Genomic DNA, 16,018 nt, shown 5'->3' with positions numbered 1-16,018 from the left:
AGGAGGGCCATGAGCGTGCTGGACCTGGATGCCGAGACGACGACCGCCGTGGAACGCGCGGCCGACGCGCTCGCCGGGCACCGCGTCGCCGTGCTGACGGGCGCCGGTGTCTCGACGGACTCCGGCATCCCGGACTACCGCGGCAAGGGCGCTCCCGTGCGGACGCCGATGACCGCGCAGCAGTTCCTCGCCGACGACGGGTCGCGGCGGCGCTACTGGGTTGGAAGCCATCTCGGGTGGCGGACGTTCGCCGCGGCAGCTCCGAACGAGGGCCATCGGGCGCTTGCGGCACTCGAGCACGCCGGCATCGCGTCAGGCGTCATCACGCAGAACGTGGACGGGCTGCACGTGCGCGCCGGCAGCAGACGCGTCGTCGAACTCCACGGCACGATGCGGCGGGTGTCGTGTCTGCACTGCGGTCAGGTCTTCGATCGCCGCGATCTGGCGGTGCGGATCGAGCGCGACAACCCCTGGATCACGGTGCCCGAGAACGTCGAACTCGGTCCCGACGGCGACGTGCTGCCCGGCGCGAGCGACGGTTTCGTCATCCCCGACTGCTCCGTCTGCGGCGGGATGCTGAAGCCCGAGGTCGTCTTCTTCGGGGAATACATCCCGCTGGAGAAGTTCCGTGAGGCGGAACAGCTCGTCCGCTCGAGCTCGGCGCTGTTGATCGCCGGCTCCTCGCTCGTGGTGAACTCCGGCATCCGCCTTCTCGAGCGCGCCCGCCGCCGGCGGCTGCCCGTCGTGATCGTCAACCGCGGCGAGACGCGAGGGGACACGCGCGCGACTGTCAAGATCGATGCCGGGACCTCCGAGGTGCTCACCGCCCTCGGCCGGGAACTCGCCGGTCGGTGAGACCGCACCGTCGTCGTAGGCTCGTCGGGTGACCCTTCTCACCCTCGTGCGCCACGGCGAAACCGATTGGAACCGTACCCGCCGGATCCAGGGGTCGACCGACATCCCGCTGAACGACACCGGACGGGAGCAGGCCCGCGCGGCTGGCCTCGCCCTCGCGGATGCGCTCGACCGGGACACCCCGACCGTCATCGTGTCGAGCGACCTGTCGCGCGCGAACGAGACGGCGCGCATCATCGCCGGCATCCTCGACCTGCCCGAACCGCGCACGTACCCCGCACTCCAGGAGCGCGGCTACGGGGACGCCGAGGGACTCACCGACACCGAGTTCTTCGACCGCTGGGGGCCTTGGGCGACGGCAGAGGTCCCGGGCGCCGAACCGTGGCCGGAGGTCACGACCCGAGCACTGCGCGGGATCGAGGAAGCAGTTGCCGATGCCCGCGCCCTGGTCGCACCCGAGGAACCGCACGTCATCGCCGTCGCCCACGGCGCGCTCATCCGCACCGTGATCTCTCACTCCACGTCGGGCGAGTACCCCGAGCCGGGCCACAAGCTGGTCAACGGCTCGGCGCACACCTTCCGGGTCGAGGACGACTGGCTGTCGCTCCTGACCTCGTCCGCGCTGCCCGTCTGAGCGGCCGGTCCGGGCTCAGGCGAGCCCGAGCGACCGCGCGATGAGGAGCAGCTGCACCTCGGTCGTCCCCTCCCCCACCTCGAGGATCTTCGAGTCGCGGAAATGCCGCGCGACGGGGTACTCGTTGATGAACCCGTTGCCGCCGAAGATCTGCGTCGCGTCGCGGGCGTTCTCCATCGCCGCATCGCTCGACGTGAGCTTCGCGATCGCCGCCTCGGTCTTGAACGGGCGCCCCGCGTCGCGCAGGCGTGCCGCGTGCAGCCAGGCCAGTCGTGACACGTGGACCCGCTGCTGCATGCGCGCGAGCATGAACTGGATGCTCTGGCGCGTGCCCAGCGTCTCACCGAAGACGACACGGCTCTTCGCGTAGTCGACGGCTGCCTCGAGGCATCCCTCCGCCGCCCCCGTGGCGAGCGCCGCGATCGCGATGCGGCCCTCGTCGAGGATGTGGAGGAAGTTCGCGAACCCGCGCCCGCGCTGGCCGAGCAGATTCTCCTCCGGCACCCGCGCGCCCGTGAAGACGAGCGGATGCGTGTCGCTCGCGTGCCAGCCGACCTTGTCGTACGCGGGCCCGACGGTGAACCCCGGCGTGCCGTGCGGGACGATGATCGTCGAGATCTCGCGCGTCTCCGCGCCCGGCTCGCTCGTGACCGCGGTGACCGTCACGAAGCGGGTGATGGAGGTGCCCGAGTTGGTGATGAACTGCTTCGCGCCGTCGATCACCCAGTCGCCCGCGTCGAGGCGTGCGGTCGTGCGGGTCGCCCCGGCATCCGATCCCGCCTCCGGTTCCGTCAGCCCGAAGCCGGCGAGCGCACGTCCGGCCAGCAGGTCGGGCAGGTATTCCTCGCGCTGCACGTCGGTTCCGAAGCGGAAGATCGGCATGGCGCCCAGGCTCACCCCGGCTTCGAGCGTGATGGCGATCGACTGATCCACACGCGCGAGCGCCTCGATCGCGAGCCCGAGCGTGACGTAGTCGCCGCCCTGGCCGCCGACCTCGTCGGGGAACGGCAGTCCGAACAGCCCCATGTCGCCCATCTGCGCGACGACGTCCATCGGCAGGGTCTTGGTGCGGTCGGCCTCGTACGAGACCGGCGCGACCACCTCGTCGGCGAACGAGCGGACGAGCCCGGCCAACTCGACCTGCTCCTCCGTGAGGTCGTATCCCGTCATCGGCAGACTCATGCGAACACCATCGCCCTTCCCGGCTCACGCAACACGTCGGCCACGTCGGTGAGGAACCGGGCCGCTTCGGCCCCGTCCACCAGCCGGTGGTCGAACGACAGACTCAGTGTCATGACATCGCGCAGCGCGACGCCTCCCTCGTGCTCCCACGGCCGGCGCTGCACAGCACCGAGGCCGAGGATGCCGGCCTCCCCCGGCACGAGGATGGGGGTCCCGGCATCCACACCGAACACCCCGTAATTCGTGATCGAGAAGGTCCCGCCGGCGAGATCGGCCGGCGTCGCCTTGCCCGCCCGCGCCGTGTCGGCGAGGGCGCGGATCGACTGGGCGAGGTCCACGAGCGACAGGGCACCGGCGTCCTTCACCGACGGCACGACGAGCCCGCGGTCCGTCGCCGCAGCGATGCCGAGGTTCACCCGCCCGAAGCGGACGATCTCACCCGCCGCGTCGTCCCAGGTCGCGTTGAGCTCGGGGGTCCGGCGAAGCGCCAGACATACGGCCTTCGCGGCGACGGCCATGATCCCGATGCGGTCGTCCGCGTAACGACAGTCGGCGCGCAGTCCCGCCACGAAGGCGACGGATGCCGTCACGTCGACCGTCAGGAAGGTGGCCGCGTGCGGGGCTGTGAAGGCCGACCGCACCATGGCGTCGGCCGTATACTTGCGGACACCGCGGATCGGGATCCGCTCGTCGGCCGTCGAGGTCGACTCGGGAGCAGTGAACGCCGGGGCCGCCGCCACAGGCTCGGCGGCGGTCCGCGCCGCATAGGACTCGACGTCCTCCCGCGTGATCAGACCGTCGACACCCTGAGCCGCCAGGAGATCGAGGTCGACCCCGAGGTCGCGGGCGAGCTTGCGGACCGGCGGTGTGGAGCGGGGACGCTCGCGCGGCTCGCGCTCCGGCGCGCTCGGTGCGATCGCGTCGTGCGGCGCCGCCTCCCGGACGGCCAGGTCGATGGCGTCGCCACCTGCACCCGCGCGTGCCCGACGCTGCGGGCGGGCATCACTCCGAGGCGCGGCGCCGTAGCCGACGAGGTTCGGCTCGCGCTTCGCCTCGGCGGTGGGCGACGTTGCGGCATCCGTCTCCGCCCCGGCGATGTCGAAAGCGATCAGCACCTCTCCGACCGGGACGACATCGCCCTCGGCGTGATGAAGGGCGGAGACGGTGCCGGCGAACGGCGACGGGAGTTCGACGACGGCCTTCGCCGTCTCGACCTCGGCGATCGTCTGATTGAGTGCGACCTCGTCGCCGGCGGCGACGTGCCACTGCACGATCTCCGCCTCGCGCAGGCCCTCGCCGAGGTCGGGAAGACGGAATTCCGTGATCACGCGGTCACCTCCGGGACTCCGCTGGGGCGGCCGAGCACCCGGTCGACGGCGTCGAGGATGCGGTCGAGATCGGGCAGGTGGTGCTGTTCGAGCTTCGCCGGCGGATACGGGATGTCGTGGCCTGTCACCCGCAGCGGCGGGGCTTCGAGGTAGTGGAAGCACTTCTCGGTGATGCTCGCGATGACCTCCGCCGCGACCCCCGCCTCGCGGGAAGCCTCGTGCGTGACAACGACCCGCCCGGTGCGGCGGACGGATGCCGCGACCGTGCCGTAGTCCACCGGCGACAGCGAGCGAAGATCGATCAGCTCGAGCGATATGCCCTCGTCCTCGGCGGCGAGCGCGGCGTCGAGTGCCGTCGTCACCTGCGCGCCGTACGTCACGACGGTGACGTCGGTGCCCTCGCGGACCACCCGCGCGAGACCCAGCGGCGCGGCGTCGGCGATGTCGGCGTCGAGGTCGACGTCGCCCTTGGCGTGATAGAGCCGCTTGGGCTCGAAGAACACGACGGGGTCATCGCTGGCGATCGCCTGTCGGAGCATCGTGTACGCGTCCTGCGGATTCGACACGGCGACGACGCGCAGACCCGCGGTGTGCACGAAGTACGCCTCGGGCGACTCGGAGTGGTGCTCGGCGGCGCCGACACCACCCGCCCACGGGATGCGGATCGTGATCGGCATCTTCACGCGTCCCTGGGTCCGGTAGTGGAGTTTCGCGACCTGACTGACGATCTGGTCGAAGGCGGGATAGACGAACCCGTCGAACTGGATCTCGACGATCGGCCGGAAGCCCCGGAAGGCGAGACCGACGGCGGTGCCGACGATGCCGGACTCCGCGAGCGGGGTGTCGACCACGCGGCGGGGTCCGAACTCGGCCTGCAGACCGTCGGTGATGCGGAACACGCCGCCGAGGCGGCCGATGTCCTCCCCCATGACGAGGGTCTTCTCGTCATCGGCGAGCGCACGGCGCATGGCGGCGGTGAGGGCCTTGCCCATCGTCATCTCGGTCATCGTGCACCCCCGCCCGAGAAGCCGTCGAGGTACGCGGCGTAGCGGGCGCGCTGCTCGTCGAGCCCGCTGTGCGGCTCGGCGTACACCTGGTCGAACACCCGCAGGGGCTCGGGAGCCTCGGCCCCCACGACGGCGCTGCGCATCGCGGCGGTGAAACGGTCGGCATCCGCGGTCAACGTCTGGGCGAACGCGTCGTCGAACGCACCGAGCGAGCGCAGATACGCCTCGACGCGCACCAACGGGTCGCGGGCCCTCCAGTGCGCGACCTCGTCGGCGTCGCGGTAGCGGGTCGGATCGTCCGAGGTCGTGTGCGGCCCGACGCGGTAGGTGACCGCCTCGAGGTAGGCGGGACCGCGGCCGCTGCGGGCGTGGTCGGCCGCCCAGCGCATCGCGGCGATGCAGGCGAGGACGTCGTTGCCGTCGACGCGCAGGCTCGGGATGCCGAAGCCCGGCGCCCGATGCGAGATCGGCGTCCGCGACTGCAGCTGCACGGGCTCTGAGATCGCCCACTGGTTGTTGGAACACACGAAGACGACGGGCACGCCGTAGGACGACGCGAAGATCATCGCCTCGTTGACATCGCCCTGACTCGTCGCACCGTCTCCGAAGTAGGCCACCGCGACCTGGTCGCCGCCGTCGCGCTGGATGCCCATCGCGTAGCCGACGGCGTGGAGGCTTTGCGCCCCGATGATGATCTGCGGGTTCGCGACGTGCACGTCGAACGGGTTCCAGCTTGCGTGCTGCGCGCCGTGCCAGACCATCACGAAGTCCTTCGGCTGCACGCCGCGGACGACCTCGATTCCGATCTCGCGGTAGCTCGGGAAGAGGAAGTCGTCGTCGTGGCACGCCCACGCGGTACCGACCTGGACGGCCTCCTGCCCCTGCGCCGGCGCCCACAGGCCGAGATGCCCCTGGCGTTGGAGAGCCACCCCCTCGGCGTCGAGCCTGCGGGAGAGGAACATGTCGCGGTACACCTGCCGGAGCATCGGCGCATCGACGTCGGCGGCCCACGGGTCCAGCCGTTCGTCTCGCACGCGTCGCCCCTCGTGGTCGAGCAGGCGGGCCACGTCCTCGGTATCGCTCGCCAGTGCGGCGGCGGGGGTCAGAGTGTCGGTCATCGTCGTCCCTCTCTGATCGCGGACGCACGTCTTGTGGACGGGCGACCGGCGCAGAACACCGGCCTCGTCGCCGGATGGTGCGAGACTAGGCCGACATCGCACCTCGCTCAAGCATCGTCACAAACATTGAGCAGGATGCGTAAGCGGGCGGGAACGCTGCTGCTATGGTGTGGCACTATGAGCGCCCTCGACCACGTCGATCTCGAGCTGCTAAACGCCCTCGCCGAGGATCATCGCGCCACCGTGGTCGCTCTCGCCGAACGGCTCGGCTTGTCCCGCAACACCGTCCAGGCCCGCATGGCCAAGCTGGAGAGGTCGGGCGTCTTCCTGTCCTTCGAGCGGGCCATGTCACCCGCCGCGCTCGGGTACACGATCGATGCGATCCTGCACGTGCAAGTGCGTCAGGCGGACCTCCCGCGCATCACCGCCGAACTGCAGGAGATCCCCGAGGTCGTGCAGTGCCACGGCCTCAGCGGGCCCGTGGATCTCCTCGTGCGCGTCGCGGCGCGGGACACGCAGCATCTCTTCGACATCGATGCACGAATCCTCGCGATCGACGGCGTCGAGCGCACCGAGACGTCCCTCGCGATGGGCGAGGTCATCGGGTACCGGGTGCGACCTCTCCTGGCAGCGGCTCGGCGGGAGAGCTGACATCCGCGGGCGCGCGCTCCTCCAGCCGGACGAGGACGACGCCCGCGAGGATGAGTGCGCCCCCGGCGAACTGCACCACCGCCGGTGCTTCCCCGAGGAGCAGCCACGCGAAGCTGAGGGCGAACAGCACCTCCGAGAGCCCGACGAACGACGCGAGTCGGGAACCGATGCGCGGGACGGCCATGATCCCGAGGGAGTACCCCGCCGCCGTGCACAGCCCGACGAGGGCGAGCGGCACGAGCGGCGGGACCGTCATCCCCAGCAGATCGACGGCCTCGGCCGAGGTCGTCAACGGCAGGATGCCGACGGCCGCCAGCACGAGGATGGTCACCGTCCCCACGATCAGGCCACCCGCCGCGAGGGCGAGGGGCGGGAGGTCGTCGCCGGCGCGCTCGCTCATGACGAAGTAGACGCACGCGCACACCGCCGCCAGCAGCGCGAACGCGGTCCCCAGCAGGTCGAAGCGCGCGCCCGACACGTCAACGACCAGCACGAGCCCGATCATCGCGACGATCGATCCGACGACGACGATCCGCGACGGTGCACGGCGCGTCCTCGCCCAGACGAAGAGGACGAGCATGACCGGCGCGAGGTACTGGATCAGCAGAGCGACGCCCACCGGCATCCGTTGCAGCGCAGAGAAGTAGAACACCTGGCAGCCGACCACCGGGATGAGCCCGAAGGCGACGAGCGACACCCCGTGCACGCGGAGGAAGTCGGGCCGGCGCAGCAGGGTGCGAACGAGCGCGGGCGAGAGCACGAGCCCCGCCACCCCCATGCGGATCGCGAGCACACTGGCCAGCGACCATCCGCCCTCGAGCAGCGGCTTGGCGATGGGTCCGCTCACCGAGAAGGTGAGGGCGCTCGCGACCGCGAGCAGGAGCCCGCGCGACGGGACCGGGCCGCGGGCGGCGGGTGGGGCGAGCCTTTCGGGCAGGGTGCGGGTCATCGGCGGTCCTGGAGGGTGCGAGCGGCAAGTCATGACCTAAGTGTCATTACACTGGTGACAGTACCGACGACGATCGTCAGGAGTCAAGAACATGTTCATCCGTGACACGGAGATCTCCCTTCGGGCAGCGACGGCGCTGGTCAACTCACTCCCGGAGATCGACGGCGACGGCACCGATCGCCTGGCTACGCTCGACGATCTGGCGGCGTTCCTGCGCGAACACCCGTACAGCGGCGTCATCCGCCGCGATGACGTCGAACTCTCCGAACTGCGGGCGGCGCGATCGAGGCTCCGGATGCTGTGGACGGGAGATCGCGTCTCGGCCGTCCCCATCGTCAACGCGATGCTCCGCGAGGGCAAGGCGCTCCCCCAGCTCGTCATCCACGACGGCTACGACTGGCACATCCACGCGACCGACGACGCCGCCCCGCTCGCCACGCGCATCACCGTCGAAGTGGCCATGGCCTTCGTCGACGTCATCCGCTCCGACGAGTTCGACCGCGTGCGCGTCTGCTCCGCGGACGACTGCGAGGCCGTATACATCGACTACTCGAAGAACGGCTCGAAGCGCTACTGCGACACCGGCAACTGCGGCAACCGCATGAACGTCAACGCGTACCGTCGCCGGAAGGCCGAAGAAAGCGCGTGATGGCGGATGCCGCCGCCCTCGGCGTCTCGTAGTGGATGAGGTGTCCCACGTCGGGGATGACGACGAGGTCGGCATCCCGGAACATCTCCTGCAGCTCAAACTGCGCAGACAGCGGCGTGATGTCGTCGTTCTCCGCGGCGATGAGGAGCGTCGGGACGTCGATACGCCCCGCAGCCTCGCGCACGTCGTGCGAGACCGAAGTGACGAACGCCTCGTGCAGGGTGTCGCGGTCGGCGAACCGCGAGAAATAGGTGTCGTGCTGATCGTGGATGAACGCACGGAGACCGCGGTCCTTCGTCTTGGCCATGGCGACGCTGGTGACCCGGACGATCAGACGATTGCGCAGGAGCGCGTCGCCGACCGGCCGGGGCAGCCGGGCACCGGCCCAGTAGTAGAAGATCGCGAGCCTCGTGAGGATCCCGCGGGGTCCCTCGAGCGCGGGCGCCCCGATGGGGTTCACGAGGATCAGGCGAGGAGTCCCGAGCCCGCGCGCGACCGCAGCCGACGACACGATGGAACCGAAGGAGTGTCCGAGGACGACCGCGCCGGGTGCGACCTCGGCGGCGAAGGCGGTCAGCCACGATGCGTACGCGTCGAGGTCATGCCGCCCCGGGAACGCGGGGGTCTCGCCGAACCCGGGCAGGTCGGGCGAGACCACCCGGATGCCGTCGAGCTGCGCGACGATCGGTTCGAGACCGTGGTGGTCGCCTCGGAATCCGTGCACCGCGAGGATCGTCGTCTCGGCATCCACCGGTCCGTAGACCCAGTACGCCGTCGGTACACCCGCGGCGGTCACCTCTCGTCGCTCGACGGGGACGGCCGCGAGGCGCTCGGCGTACGGATTGGCGGCGGTCATCCGTCGAGTCTACGAGGGGGTGATGCGCCTGCCGCTCGGCGGCGCGTCGTCCGGCACGATGTCGGCGGTCGACCGTAGCGTCGGAGCATGGGCGCCTGCGACGAACTTCCGCTGTGGGACGACGACACCTGGGATGAGCCCGCTCCGGTTGAGGTCGCCGCCTCGATCGCCGAGCCTGCCGCCGTGGAGTCCGTCGTCGTCGCCGAGATCACGGCGGAGCCCGTCGCGCTGGGTCCGTGCGCGGGTCCGCTGGGCGTCTTCGACCTCGAGACGACGGGCATCGACGTCCGCTCCGATCGGATCGTGAGCGCCCACGTCGGGGTCCTCGACGCGTCCGGAGCCGTCATCGATGCACGCACGTGGCTCGCCGACCCGGGCGTCGAGATACCCGCAGGTGCGACAGCGGTCCACGGAATCACGACGGAGCGAGCCCGCACCGAGGGCCGTCCTGCGCCGGAGGTCGTCGCCGAGGTGACCGCCACGCTGCGCGACCTGTTCGCCGCCGGCATCCCAGTCGTCGCGTACAACGCGCCCTTCGATTTCTCGCTCCTCAAATACGAGAGCCTCCGTCACGGTGTCGTGCCGATCGACGCCCCGTCGCCGGTCATCGACCCGCTCGTCGTCGACAAGACCTACGACCGGTACCGCCGCGGCAAGCGCACCCTCGAGGTCGTCGCCGCGCATTACTCCGTCACCCTCGAGGGAGCGCACGACGCCGCCGCCGACGCGATCGCTGCGGGGCGCGTGGCGCAGGCGATCGCCGCGCGCTTCGACCTCGACGTCTCAGCCGACGACCTCCACACTCAGCAGATCGCGTGGGCGCGTGCGCAGGCGGAGAGCCTCAGCGAGTACTTCGTGCGCATCGGCCGGCTCGACGCCGACGTGGACGGCAGCTGGCCGATCCGCTGAGGGACCCGCGTCCGGGAACGACGGAGGCCCCGCCGGAGCGGGGCCTTCGAGGACGGTTGCTTACTTGCTGCCGAAGTTCTTGAAGCGCTGGTTGAACTTCTCGACGCGACCGGCCGAGTCCATGATGCGCTGCTTGCCCGTGTAGAACGGGTGCGAGGCGGACGAGATCTCGACGTCGATGACCGGGTAGGTCTCGCCGTCCAGCTCGATCGTCTTGTCGCTCGAGACCGTCGAACGGGTCAGGAAGGTCTCGCCGGAGCCGAGGTCGCGGAAAACGACGGCGCGGTACTCGGGGTGGATGTCAGTCTTCATTGGGTTCCTCACGAAGTGCCCTGGATTTTGCCAGGAGCGGGTGAAAGTCTGCAGCGCGAACGCGCCAACGCAAGATTCTATCAGGATGCCGCGCGCGCGGCGAACCGGCCGTCCTCCGACGTCAGCGTGATCGGCATGCCGAAGGTCGCCGTCAGGTTCTCCGCCGTCAGGGTCTCGGCGATCGGCCCCTGCGCGACCGCAGCGCCGTCGCGCAGCAGGAGGACGTGGGTGAAGCCGACGGGGATCTCCTCGACATGGTGGGTGACCATGATCATGGCGGGCGTCGACTCCTCCTTCGCGTATCCGCTCAGCAGGCTCAGGAGCTCTTCGCGGGCACCGAGGTCGAGGCTCGCGGTCGGCTCGTCGAGCAGGAGGAGTTCCGGGTCCGTCATGACGGCGCGCGCGATCTGGACGCGCTTCTGCTCACCGTCCGAGAGGGTGCCGAACATGCGGTCGGCCAGGTCGGCGAGGCCCCACTCCCCCAGGACGCGACGCGCACGACGCTCGTCGATCGTCTCGTAGTCCTCGCGCCAGCGCCCGACCACGGCGTAGGCGGCGGTCAGGACGACATCGAGGACGGTCTCGTCCTGAGGGACGCGCTTGGCCATCGCCGAGGACGCGAAGCCGATGCGAGGACGCAGGTCGAAGACGTCGGTGCGCCCGAGGACCTCGTCGAGCACGGTGACGGATCCCGAACTCGGGTGGGTCAGGGTGGCGGCGAGCTGCAGCACCGTCGTCTTGCCGGCGCCGTTCGGGCCGAGGACGACCCAGCGCTGGTCCGCGTCGACGGTCCAGTCGATCCCGTCGACGATGTTGCGGGCATTGCGGCGGACGACGACGTCGGCGAGTTCGAGCACCTGAGGCATGCTCCCAGCCTATCGACCGGGCGGAGCCACGCCGGCAGGCTGCCGGCCGGTCGCGGTGACCTCTCGGTACAGCTCCGCCGTGGCATCCGCGATCGCTTCCCAGCTGAAGTCGGACGCCGCCCGCTCCCGACCGGCGCGTCCGTAGGCGCGGGCCTTCTCGGGATCGGACACGACCTCCGTCAGGGTCGCGGCCAGGTCTGCGACGAAGCGATCGGGGTCGACGGGGGTTCCCGTGCCGTCCTCGACCTGGTCGATCGGAACGAGACGTCCCGTGACGCCGTCGATGACCACCTCCGGGATGCCGCCGGTCGCCGTCCCGACGACGGCGGCGCCGCACGCCATCGCCTCGAGGTTGACGATGCCGAGGGGCTCGTAGATCGAGGGGCAGACGAAAGTGGTAGCCGAGGTGAGGATCGCGCAGAGATCGGGGCGGGGCAGGAACTCCTCGATCCAGACGACGCCCTCGCGAGTCTCCTGGAGCTTCCGGACGAGGTCCTGGACCTCGCTCATGATCTCGGGCGTGTCCGGGGCTCCGGCGCAGAGGACGAGCTGCACCTCGGGCGGGAGGAGCTCTGCGGCCCGCAGGAAGTACGGCAGGCCCTTCTGACGCGTGATGCGGCCGACGAAGACGACGGACGGCCGCTCCGGGTCGATCCCCCACCGCGAGAGGAGCTCCGCATCCTCGCGCGGCTGCCAGGCGTCGACGTCGATGCCGTTGTAGATGACGCGCACTTTTGCGGGGTCGAGGGCCGGGTAGCTGCGGAGGATGTCGCGTCGCATGCCATCGCTGACGGCGACGACCGCGGCCGCGTTCTCGTAGGCGGTCTTCTCCACGTAGCTCGACACGGCGTAGCCGCCGCCGAGCTGCTCCGCCTTCCACGGGCGCAGCGGCTCGAGGGAGTGGGCCGTCACGATGTGCGGGATGCCGTGCAGTTTCGACGCGAGGAACCCGGCGAAATTCGCGTACCAGGTGTGGCTGTGCACGACGTCCGCGCCGGCGACGTCGCCGACGATCTCGAGATCGGTGCCGAGGGTCTGCACGGCGGGGTTTGCGCCCGAGAGCCCCTCGGGAACCGCGTACGAGGTGGTGTCCGCTTCGTCTCGGGACCCCCCGAACGCGCGGACCTGCACCTCCATGCGCGAGCGCAGCGCCGAGACGAGTTCGGTGACGTGGACCCCCGCTCCGCCGTAGATCTCCGGCGGGTACTCCTTCGTGACGATGTCGACGCGCATGGACCGAACTCTAGGCCACACGGAACACGCACCAAAGTCCTCGCTTGCCCGTTGCAAATCGCCATAGTGTGAGCACATGCCAGCATCACCGAAGGTCCTCGGTATCGTCCTCGCCGGTGGCGAGGGCAAGCGCCTCATGCCGCTCACCCAGGACCGCGCGAAACCCGCCGTCCCCTTCGGCGGGCAGTACCGGCTCATCGACTTCGCGATCTCCAACCTGATCAATTCGGAGCTCCGCCAGATCGTCGTCCTGACGCAGTACAAGTCGCACAGCCTCGATCGCCACGTCTCGCAGACCTGGCGGATGTCCGCTCTCCTCGGCGCCTACGTCACCTCGGTCCCGGCGCAGCAGCGGCTCGGGAAGCGGTGGTTCTCGGGATCCGCCGACGCGATCCTCCAGTCCCTCAACCTCATCCACGACGAGAAGCCCGACATCGTGGCCGTGATCGGCGCCGACCACGTGTACCGCATGGACTTCCAGCAGATGATCGACGCGCACATCGCCTCCGGCGCCCGCGCCTCGGTCGCCGGCATCCGTCAGCCGATCGGCCTCGCGAATCAGTTCGGCGTCATCGACGTCGACCCGGCCGACGGCGTCACCATCCGCGACTTCCTCGAGAAGCCGCAGAACCCGACGGGCCTCCCCGACAGCCCGGGCGAGGTGCTCGCCTCGATGGGCAACTACGTCTTCGACACCGACGCCCTCATCGAAGCGGTCGAGGCCGACGGCGAACTGCCGACCTCGAACCACGACATGGGCGGCGACATCATCCCCTACTTCGTCTCGCGCGGTGAGGCGGCGGTGTACGACTTCAAGCGCAACGACGTCCCGGGGTCCACCGACCGCGATCGCGACTACTGGCGCGACGTGGGAACGATCGATTCGTTCTTCGACGCGCACATGGACCTGATCTCCGCGCTGCCGATCTTCAACCTGTACAACATGGACTGGCCGATCCGGTCGCAGTCGGTGAACTCGCCGCCCGCGAAGTTCGTCCGCGACGGCGTGGGGCGCATCGGGAACGCGATCGACTCGATCGTGTCGCTGGGCTGCGTACTGTCGGGCACGCACCTGGAGCGGAGCGTCCTCGGTCCCTGGACGCTCTCGGGCGGCGGATCGACCATCACCGACTCGGTCCTCTTCGACCACGTCAGTGTCGGCGCCGGTGCCCGCGTGCACCGCGCGATCCTCGATAAGAACGTCGTCCTGGAACCCGGCGCGACGGTGGGCGTGGACCGCGAGCTCGACCTGTCGCGAGGCTTCACCGTCACCGACAGCGGGCTGACGGTCGTCGGCAAGAACATCCGCATCACGTCCTGAGCGGACGTGCCGACGGCGTCGGAGCAGATAGCGTGGTCGGGTGCCTGCCGCCCGGTTCCTCGTCGTTTTCGACGCCGACTCCACGATCATCCGCAACGAGGTCATCGAACTGATCGCCGATGAAGCGGGCCGCGGCGCCGAAGTGGCCGCTGCCACCGAAGCGGCGATGCGCGGCGAGATCGACTTCGCCACCAGCCTGCGCTCGCGCGTGAGCGAGCTCGCGGGCGTGCCGATCGCGTCCTTCGGTCGCGTCCTGTCGCGCATCGAGCCCACCCCCGGCGTGCACGAGCTGATCGCGGCGATCCATGAGCGCGGCGGTGTCGCCGCGGTCGTCTCGGGTGGATTCCACGAGATCCTCGACACGGTCGCGCCGGACCTCGGTGTGGACGTGTGGCGGGCGAATCGCCTGGCGGTGAGCGACGGCATCCTCACCGGCTCCGTCGACGGCGACATCGTCGATGCCGCCGCGAAGGCTTCGGCGCTGCGCGAATGGAGCCTCTCCTACGGCGTCGCCCCTGACGCGACGATCGCCGTGGGCGACGGGGCGAACGACCTCATGATGATGGATGCCGCGGGCCTCGGCATCGCCTTCAACGCCAAGCCCGCCGTGCGCCTCCGCGCGGACCTCGTCGCCGGTCCCGTCGACCTGGCGCAGCTCATCCCGCTGCTTCCCTGACGGCGAGCGGGATGTCGGAGGCAGGTCGTACCCTGCCGGCATGGACATCATCCTGATCCCCGGCCTCTGGCTGGCAGCCGACTCATGGGACGACGTCGTCCCCGCCCTCCGCGACGCGGGGCACACGCCGCATCCGCTCACCCTCCCCGGCGTGGGCGCTCCCGAGTCCGACATCGGCCTCGCCGATTGGGTAGACGCGGTCATCGCCGAAATCGACCGGGTCGACGGGCCCGTGGTCCTCGTCGGTCACAGCGGTGGCGGCAACGTGGCGTGGGCCGCCGCGGAGCAGCGCGCCGATCGCGTCCGCCGGGTCGTCCTGGTCGACACGACACCTCCCCCGCCCGGAGCCGAGATCTCGGAGTTCCCCATCGTCGACGGGGTGATCCCCTTCCCGGGGTGGGACTTCTTCGATGCGGAGGACACGGCGGACCTCGACGAGCAGACCCGCGCTCGCACGGCACCCCTCACGGCATCCGTCCCCCGGCGGGTGCCGACCGATGCCGTCGTGATGGAGGGCACCGAACGCCACCGGGTGCCGGTGACGATGTTGATGGGATCGATGGACGACGAGACGTTCCGTCGGGTCGTGTCGGCGTGGGGCGATTTCGCGGCGGAGTTCGCCGCGATCAAGGACGCCGAGATCGTCCGGCTCGGAACCGGACACTGGCCGCAGTTCTCGGCGCCGGCTGAGCTGTCGCGCCGGATCGTCGAGGCGGTGCGCTGACGCGGGTCAGTGACCCATGCCGAGCCCGCCGTCGACGGGGATGACGGCGCCGGAGATGTAGGCCGCGTCGTCCGAGGCCAACCACACGACGGCGGCGGCGACCTCGTCGGCCGCACCGAACCGGCCGGCCGGGATGCTCTTCTTGTAGTCGGCCTGCGTCTCGTCGGGGAGAGCCGCCGTCATGTCCGTCTCGATGAACCCGGGCGCGACGACGTTGGCTGTGATCCCGCGTGAACCCAGCTCGCGCGTGAGCGACCGGGCGAAGCCGACGAGGGCGCTCTTGGATGACGAGTAGTTGATCTGCCCGGCGGAGCCGTAGAGGCCGACGACCGAGGAGATGAGGATGACGCGGCCCCACTTGGCCCGCAGCATGCCCTTCGCGGCACGCTTGACGACGCGGAAGGCGCCGCCCAGGTTGGTCGAAACGACAGAGTCGAAATCGTCCTCCGTCATGCGCAGGAGCAGCGTGTCCTTCGTGATGCCGGCGTTCGCGACGACCACCTCGACGGGACCCAGCTTCTGCTCGACCTCGGTGTAGGCGGCATCGAGGGACGCGGCGTCGGTGACATCGGCGCGGACGGTCAGAGTCCCCTCTGGGCCCTCTCCCGAGCGCGCGGTGACCGCGACGGCGAACCCCTCCGCGACGAATCGCTCGGCGATCGCGCGGCCGATGCCGCGGTTGCCTCCGGTGACCAGGACGACGCGCTCGCGGGACATTCTTCTCCTTGCTCCGAGGCGGGTGAACCGC

The 16,018-nt window shown here is 70.0% G+C and carries 18 protein-coding genes; 8 read left to right on the top strand and 10 right to left on the bottom strand.

Annotated elements, in window-relative coordinates:
- Nucleotides 1–9: 9 nt before the first annotated feature.
- A complete protein-coding gene (locus BLP38_RS03565; RefSeq protein ID WP_091352993.1) occupies nt 10–855 on the top strand; it encodes a Sir2 family NAD-dependent protein deacetylase in 846 nt (281 codons plus the stop codon).
- Between the two features lie 28 nt (nt 856–883).
- A complete protein-coding gene (locus BLP38_RS03560) occupies nt 884–1,489 on the top strand; it encodes a histidine phosphatase family protein (RefSeq protein WP_091352990.1) in 606 nt (201 codons plus the stop codon).
- Between the two features lie 15 nt (nt 1,490–1,504).
- On the opposite strand, the gene BLP38_RS03555 is transcribed toward BLP38_RS03560, so the two are convergent.
- From BLP38_RS03555 to pdhA, 4 genes are read right to left on the bottom strand one after another with little or no spacing between them, the layout of a single operon-like run.
- Nucleotides 1,505–2,659, bottom strand: a complete 1,155-nt coding sequence (locus BLP38_RS03555; RefSeq protein ID WP_091352986.1) for an acyl-CoA dehydrogenase family protein — start codon at nt 2,657–2,659, stop codon at nt 1,505–1,507.
- An 8-nt stretch (nt 2,660–2,667) separates the two neighbouring features.
- Nucleotides 2,668–3,999: a dihydrolipoamide acetyltransferase family protein gene (locus BLP38_RS03550; protein ID WP_091352983.1), complete on the bottom strand. Its 1,332-nt coding sequence runs from the start codon at nt 3,997–3,999 to the stop codon at nt 2,668–2,670.
- On the bottom strand, nt 3,996–5,006 hold the full coding sequence (locus BLP38_RS03545) for an alpha-ketoacid dehydrogenase subunit beta (protein WP_091352979.1): 1,011 nt from the start codon (nt 5,004–5,006) through the stop codon (nt 3,996–3,998). Before BLP38_RS03545 ends, BLP38_RS03550 begins: the two co-directional genes overlap by 4 nt.
- A complete protein-coding gene (gene pdhA, locus BLP38_RS03540; RefSeq protein WP_091352977.1) occupies nt 5,003–6,124 on the bottom strand; it encodes a pyruvate dehydrogenase (acetyl-transferring) E1 component subunit alpha in 1,122 nt (373 codons plus the stop codon). The genes BLP38_RS03545 and pdhA overlap by 4 nt, the downstream gene beginning before the upstream one ends.
- A gap of 177 nt (nt 6,125–6,301) precedes the next feature.
- Between pdhA and BLP38_RS03535 the strand changes: the two genes are divergently transcribed.
- Nucleotides 6,302–6,775, top strand: a complete 474-nt coding sequence (locus BLP38_RS03535) for an Lrp/AsnC family transcriptional regulator (protein WP_091352975.1) — start codon at nt 6,302–6,304, stop codon at nt 6,773–6,775.
- On the opposite strand, the gene BLP38_RS03530 is transcribed toward BLP38_RS03535, so the two are convergent.
- Complete coding sequence (locus BLP38_RS03530) at nt 6,723–7,724, bottom strand: EamA family transporter (protein WP_091352973.1); 1,002 nt, start codon at nt 7,722–7,724, stop codon at nt 6,723–6,725. The genes BLP38_RS03535 and BLP38_RS03530 overlap by 53 nt on opposite strands.
- 91 nt (nt 7,725–7,815) lie before the next feature.
- Between BLP38_RS03530 and BLP38_RS03525 the strand changes: the two genes are divergently transcribed.
- Nucleotides 7,816–8,373, top strand: a complete 558-nt coding sequence (locus tag BLP38_RS03525; RefSeq protein WP_091352970.1) for a CGNR zinc finger domain-containing protein — start codon at nt 7,816–7,818, stop codon at nt 8,371–8,373.
- Here BLP38_RS03525 and BLP38_RS03520 read toward each other — a convergent pair.
- A complete protein-coding gene (locus tag BLP38_RS03520) occupies nt 8,333–9,229 on the bottom strand; it encodes an alpha/beta fold hydrolase (RefSeq protein ID WP_091352967.1) in 897 nt (298 codons plus the stop codon). The genes BLP38_RS03525 and BLP38_RS03520 overlap by 41 nt on opposite strands.
- A gap of 87 nt (nt 9,230–9,316) precedes the next feature.
- Between BLP38_RS03520 and BLP38_RS03515 the strand changes: the two genes are divergently transcribed.
- On the top strand, nt 9,317–10,138 hold the full coding sequence (locus BLP38_RS03515; RefSeq protein ID WP_091352964.1) for an exonuclease domain-containing protein: 822 nt from the start codon (nt 9,317–9,319) through the stop codon (nt 10,136–10,138).
- Between the two features lie 60 nt (nt 10,139–10,198).
- On the opposite strand, the gene BLP38_RS03510 is transcribed toward BLP38_RS03515, so the two are convergent.
- The 3 genes from BLP38_RS03510 to glgA form a co-directional block, all read right to left on the bottom strand.
- The gene (locus tag BLP38_RS03510) at nt 10,199–10,450 is read right to left on the bottom strand and encodes a type B 50S ribosomal protein L31 (protein WP_018186539.1); all 252 of its coding nucleotides are present in this window, start codon (nt 10,448–10,450) and stop codon (nt 10,199–10,201) included.
- Between the two features lie 80 nt (nt 10,451–10,530).
- Nucleotides 10,531–11,316 carry an ABC transporter ATP-binding protein gene (locus tag BLP38_RS03505; RefSeq protein WP_091352961.1) on the bottom strand — a complete coding sequence of 262 codons (786 nt, stop codon included), beginning with the start codon at nt 11,314–11,316 and terminating at the stop codon, nt 10,531–10,533.
- 9 nt (nt 11,317–11,325) lie between these two features.
- Nucleotides 11,326–12,549 (bottom strand): glycogen synthase, encoded by a 1,224-nt coding sequence (gene glgA / locus BLP38_RS03500; RefSeq protein WP_091352958.1) that lies wholly within the window; start codon nt 12,547–12,549, stop codon nt 11,326–11,328.
- Nucleotides 12,550–12,625: 76 nt separating this feature from the next.
- On the opposite strand from glgA, the gene glgC reads away from it, so the two are divergent.
- From glgC to BLP38_RS03485, 3 genes are read left to right on the top strand one after another with little or no spacing between them, the layout of a single operon-like run.
- A complete protein-coding gene (gene glgC, locus BLP38_RS03495) occupies nt 12,626–13,870 on the top strand; it encodes a glucose-1-phosphate adenylyltransferase (protein ID WP_065570741.1) in 1,245 nt (414 codons plus the stop codon).
- Between the two features lie 40 nt (nt 13,871–13,910).
- On the top strand, nt 13,911–14,546 hold the full coding sequence (serB, locus tag BLP38_RS03490; RefSeq protein ID WP_091352955.1) for a phosphoserine phosphatase SerB: 636 nt from the start codon (nt 13,911–13,913) through the stop codon (nt 14,544–14,546).
- 40 nt (nt 14,547–14,586) lie between these two features.
- Nucleotides 14,587–15,270 carry an alpha/beta fold hydrolase gene (locus tag BLP38_RS03485; RefSeq protein ID WP_091352953.1) on the top strand — a complete coding sequence of 228 codons (684 nt, stop codon included), beginning with the start codon at nt 14,587–14,589 and terminating at the stop codon, nt 15,268–15,270.
- Between the two features lie 6 nt (nt 15,271–15,276).
- Here BLP38_RS03485 and fabG read toward each other — a convergent pair whose 3' ends face one another.
- Nucleotides 15,277–15,987 (bottom strand): 3-oxoacyl-ACP reductase FabG, encoded by a 711-nt coding sequence (gene fabG / locus BLP38_RS03480; RefSeq protein ID WP_091352950.1) that lies wholly within the window; start codon nt 15,985–15,987, stop codon nt 15,277–15,279.
- Nucleotides 15,988–16,018: the final 31 nt, after the last annotated feature.

This window comes from Microbacterium sp. LKL04, from assembly GCF_900102005.1.
GTDB lineage: Bacteria > Actinomycetota > Actinomycetes > Actinomycetales > Microbacteriaceae > Microbacterium.
Note: the sequence above shows the minus strand (reverse complement) of the source record. Positions and strands in the feature narration are given on the sequence as shown.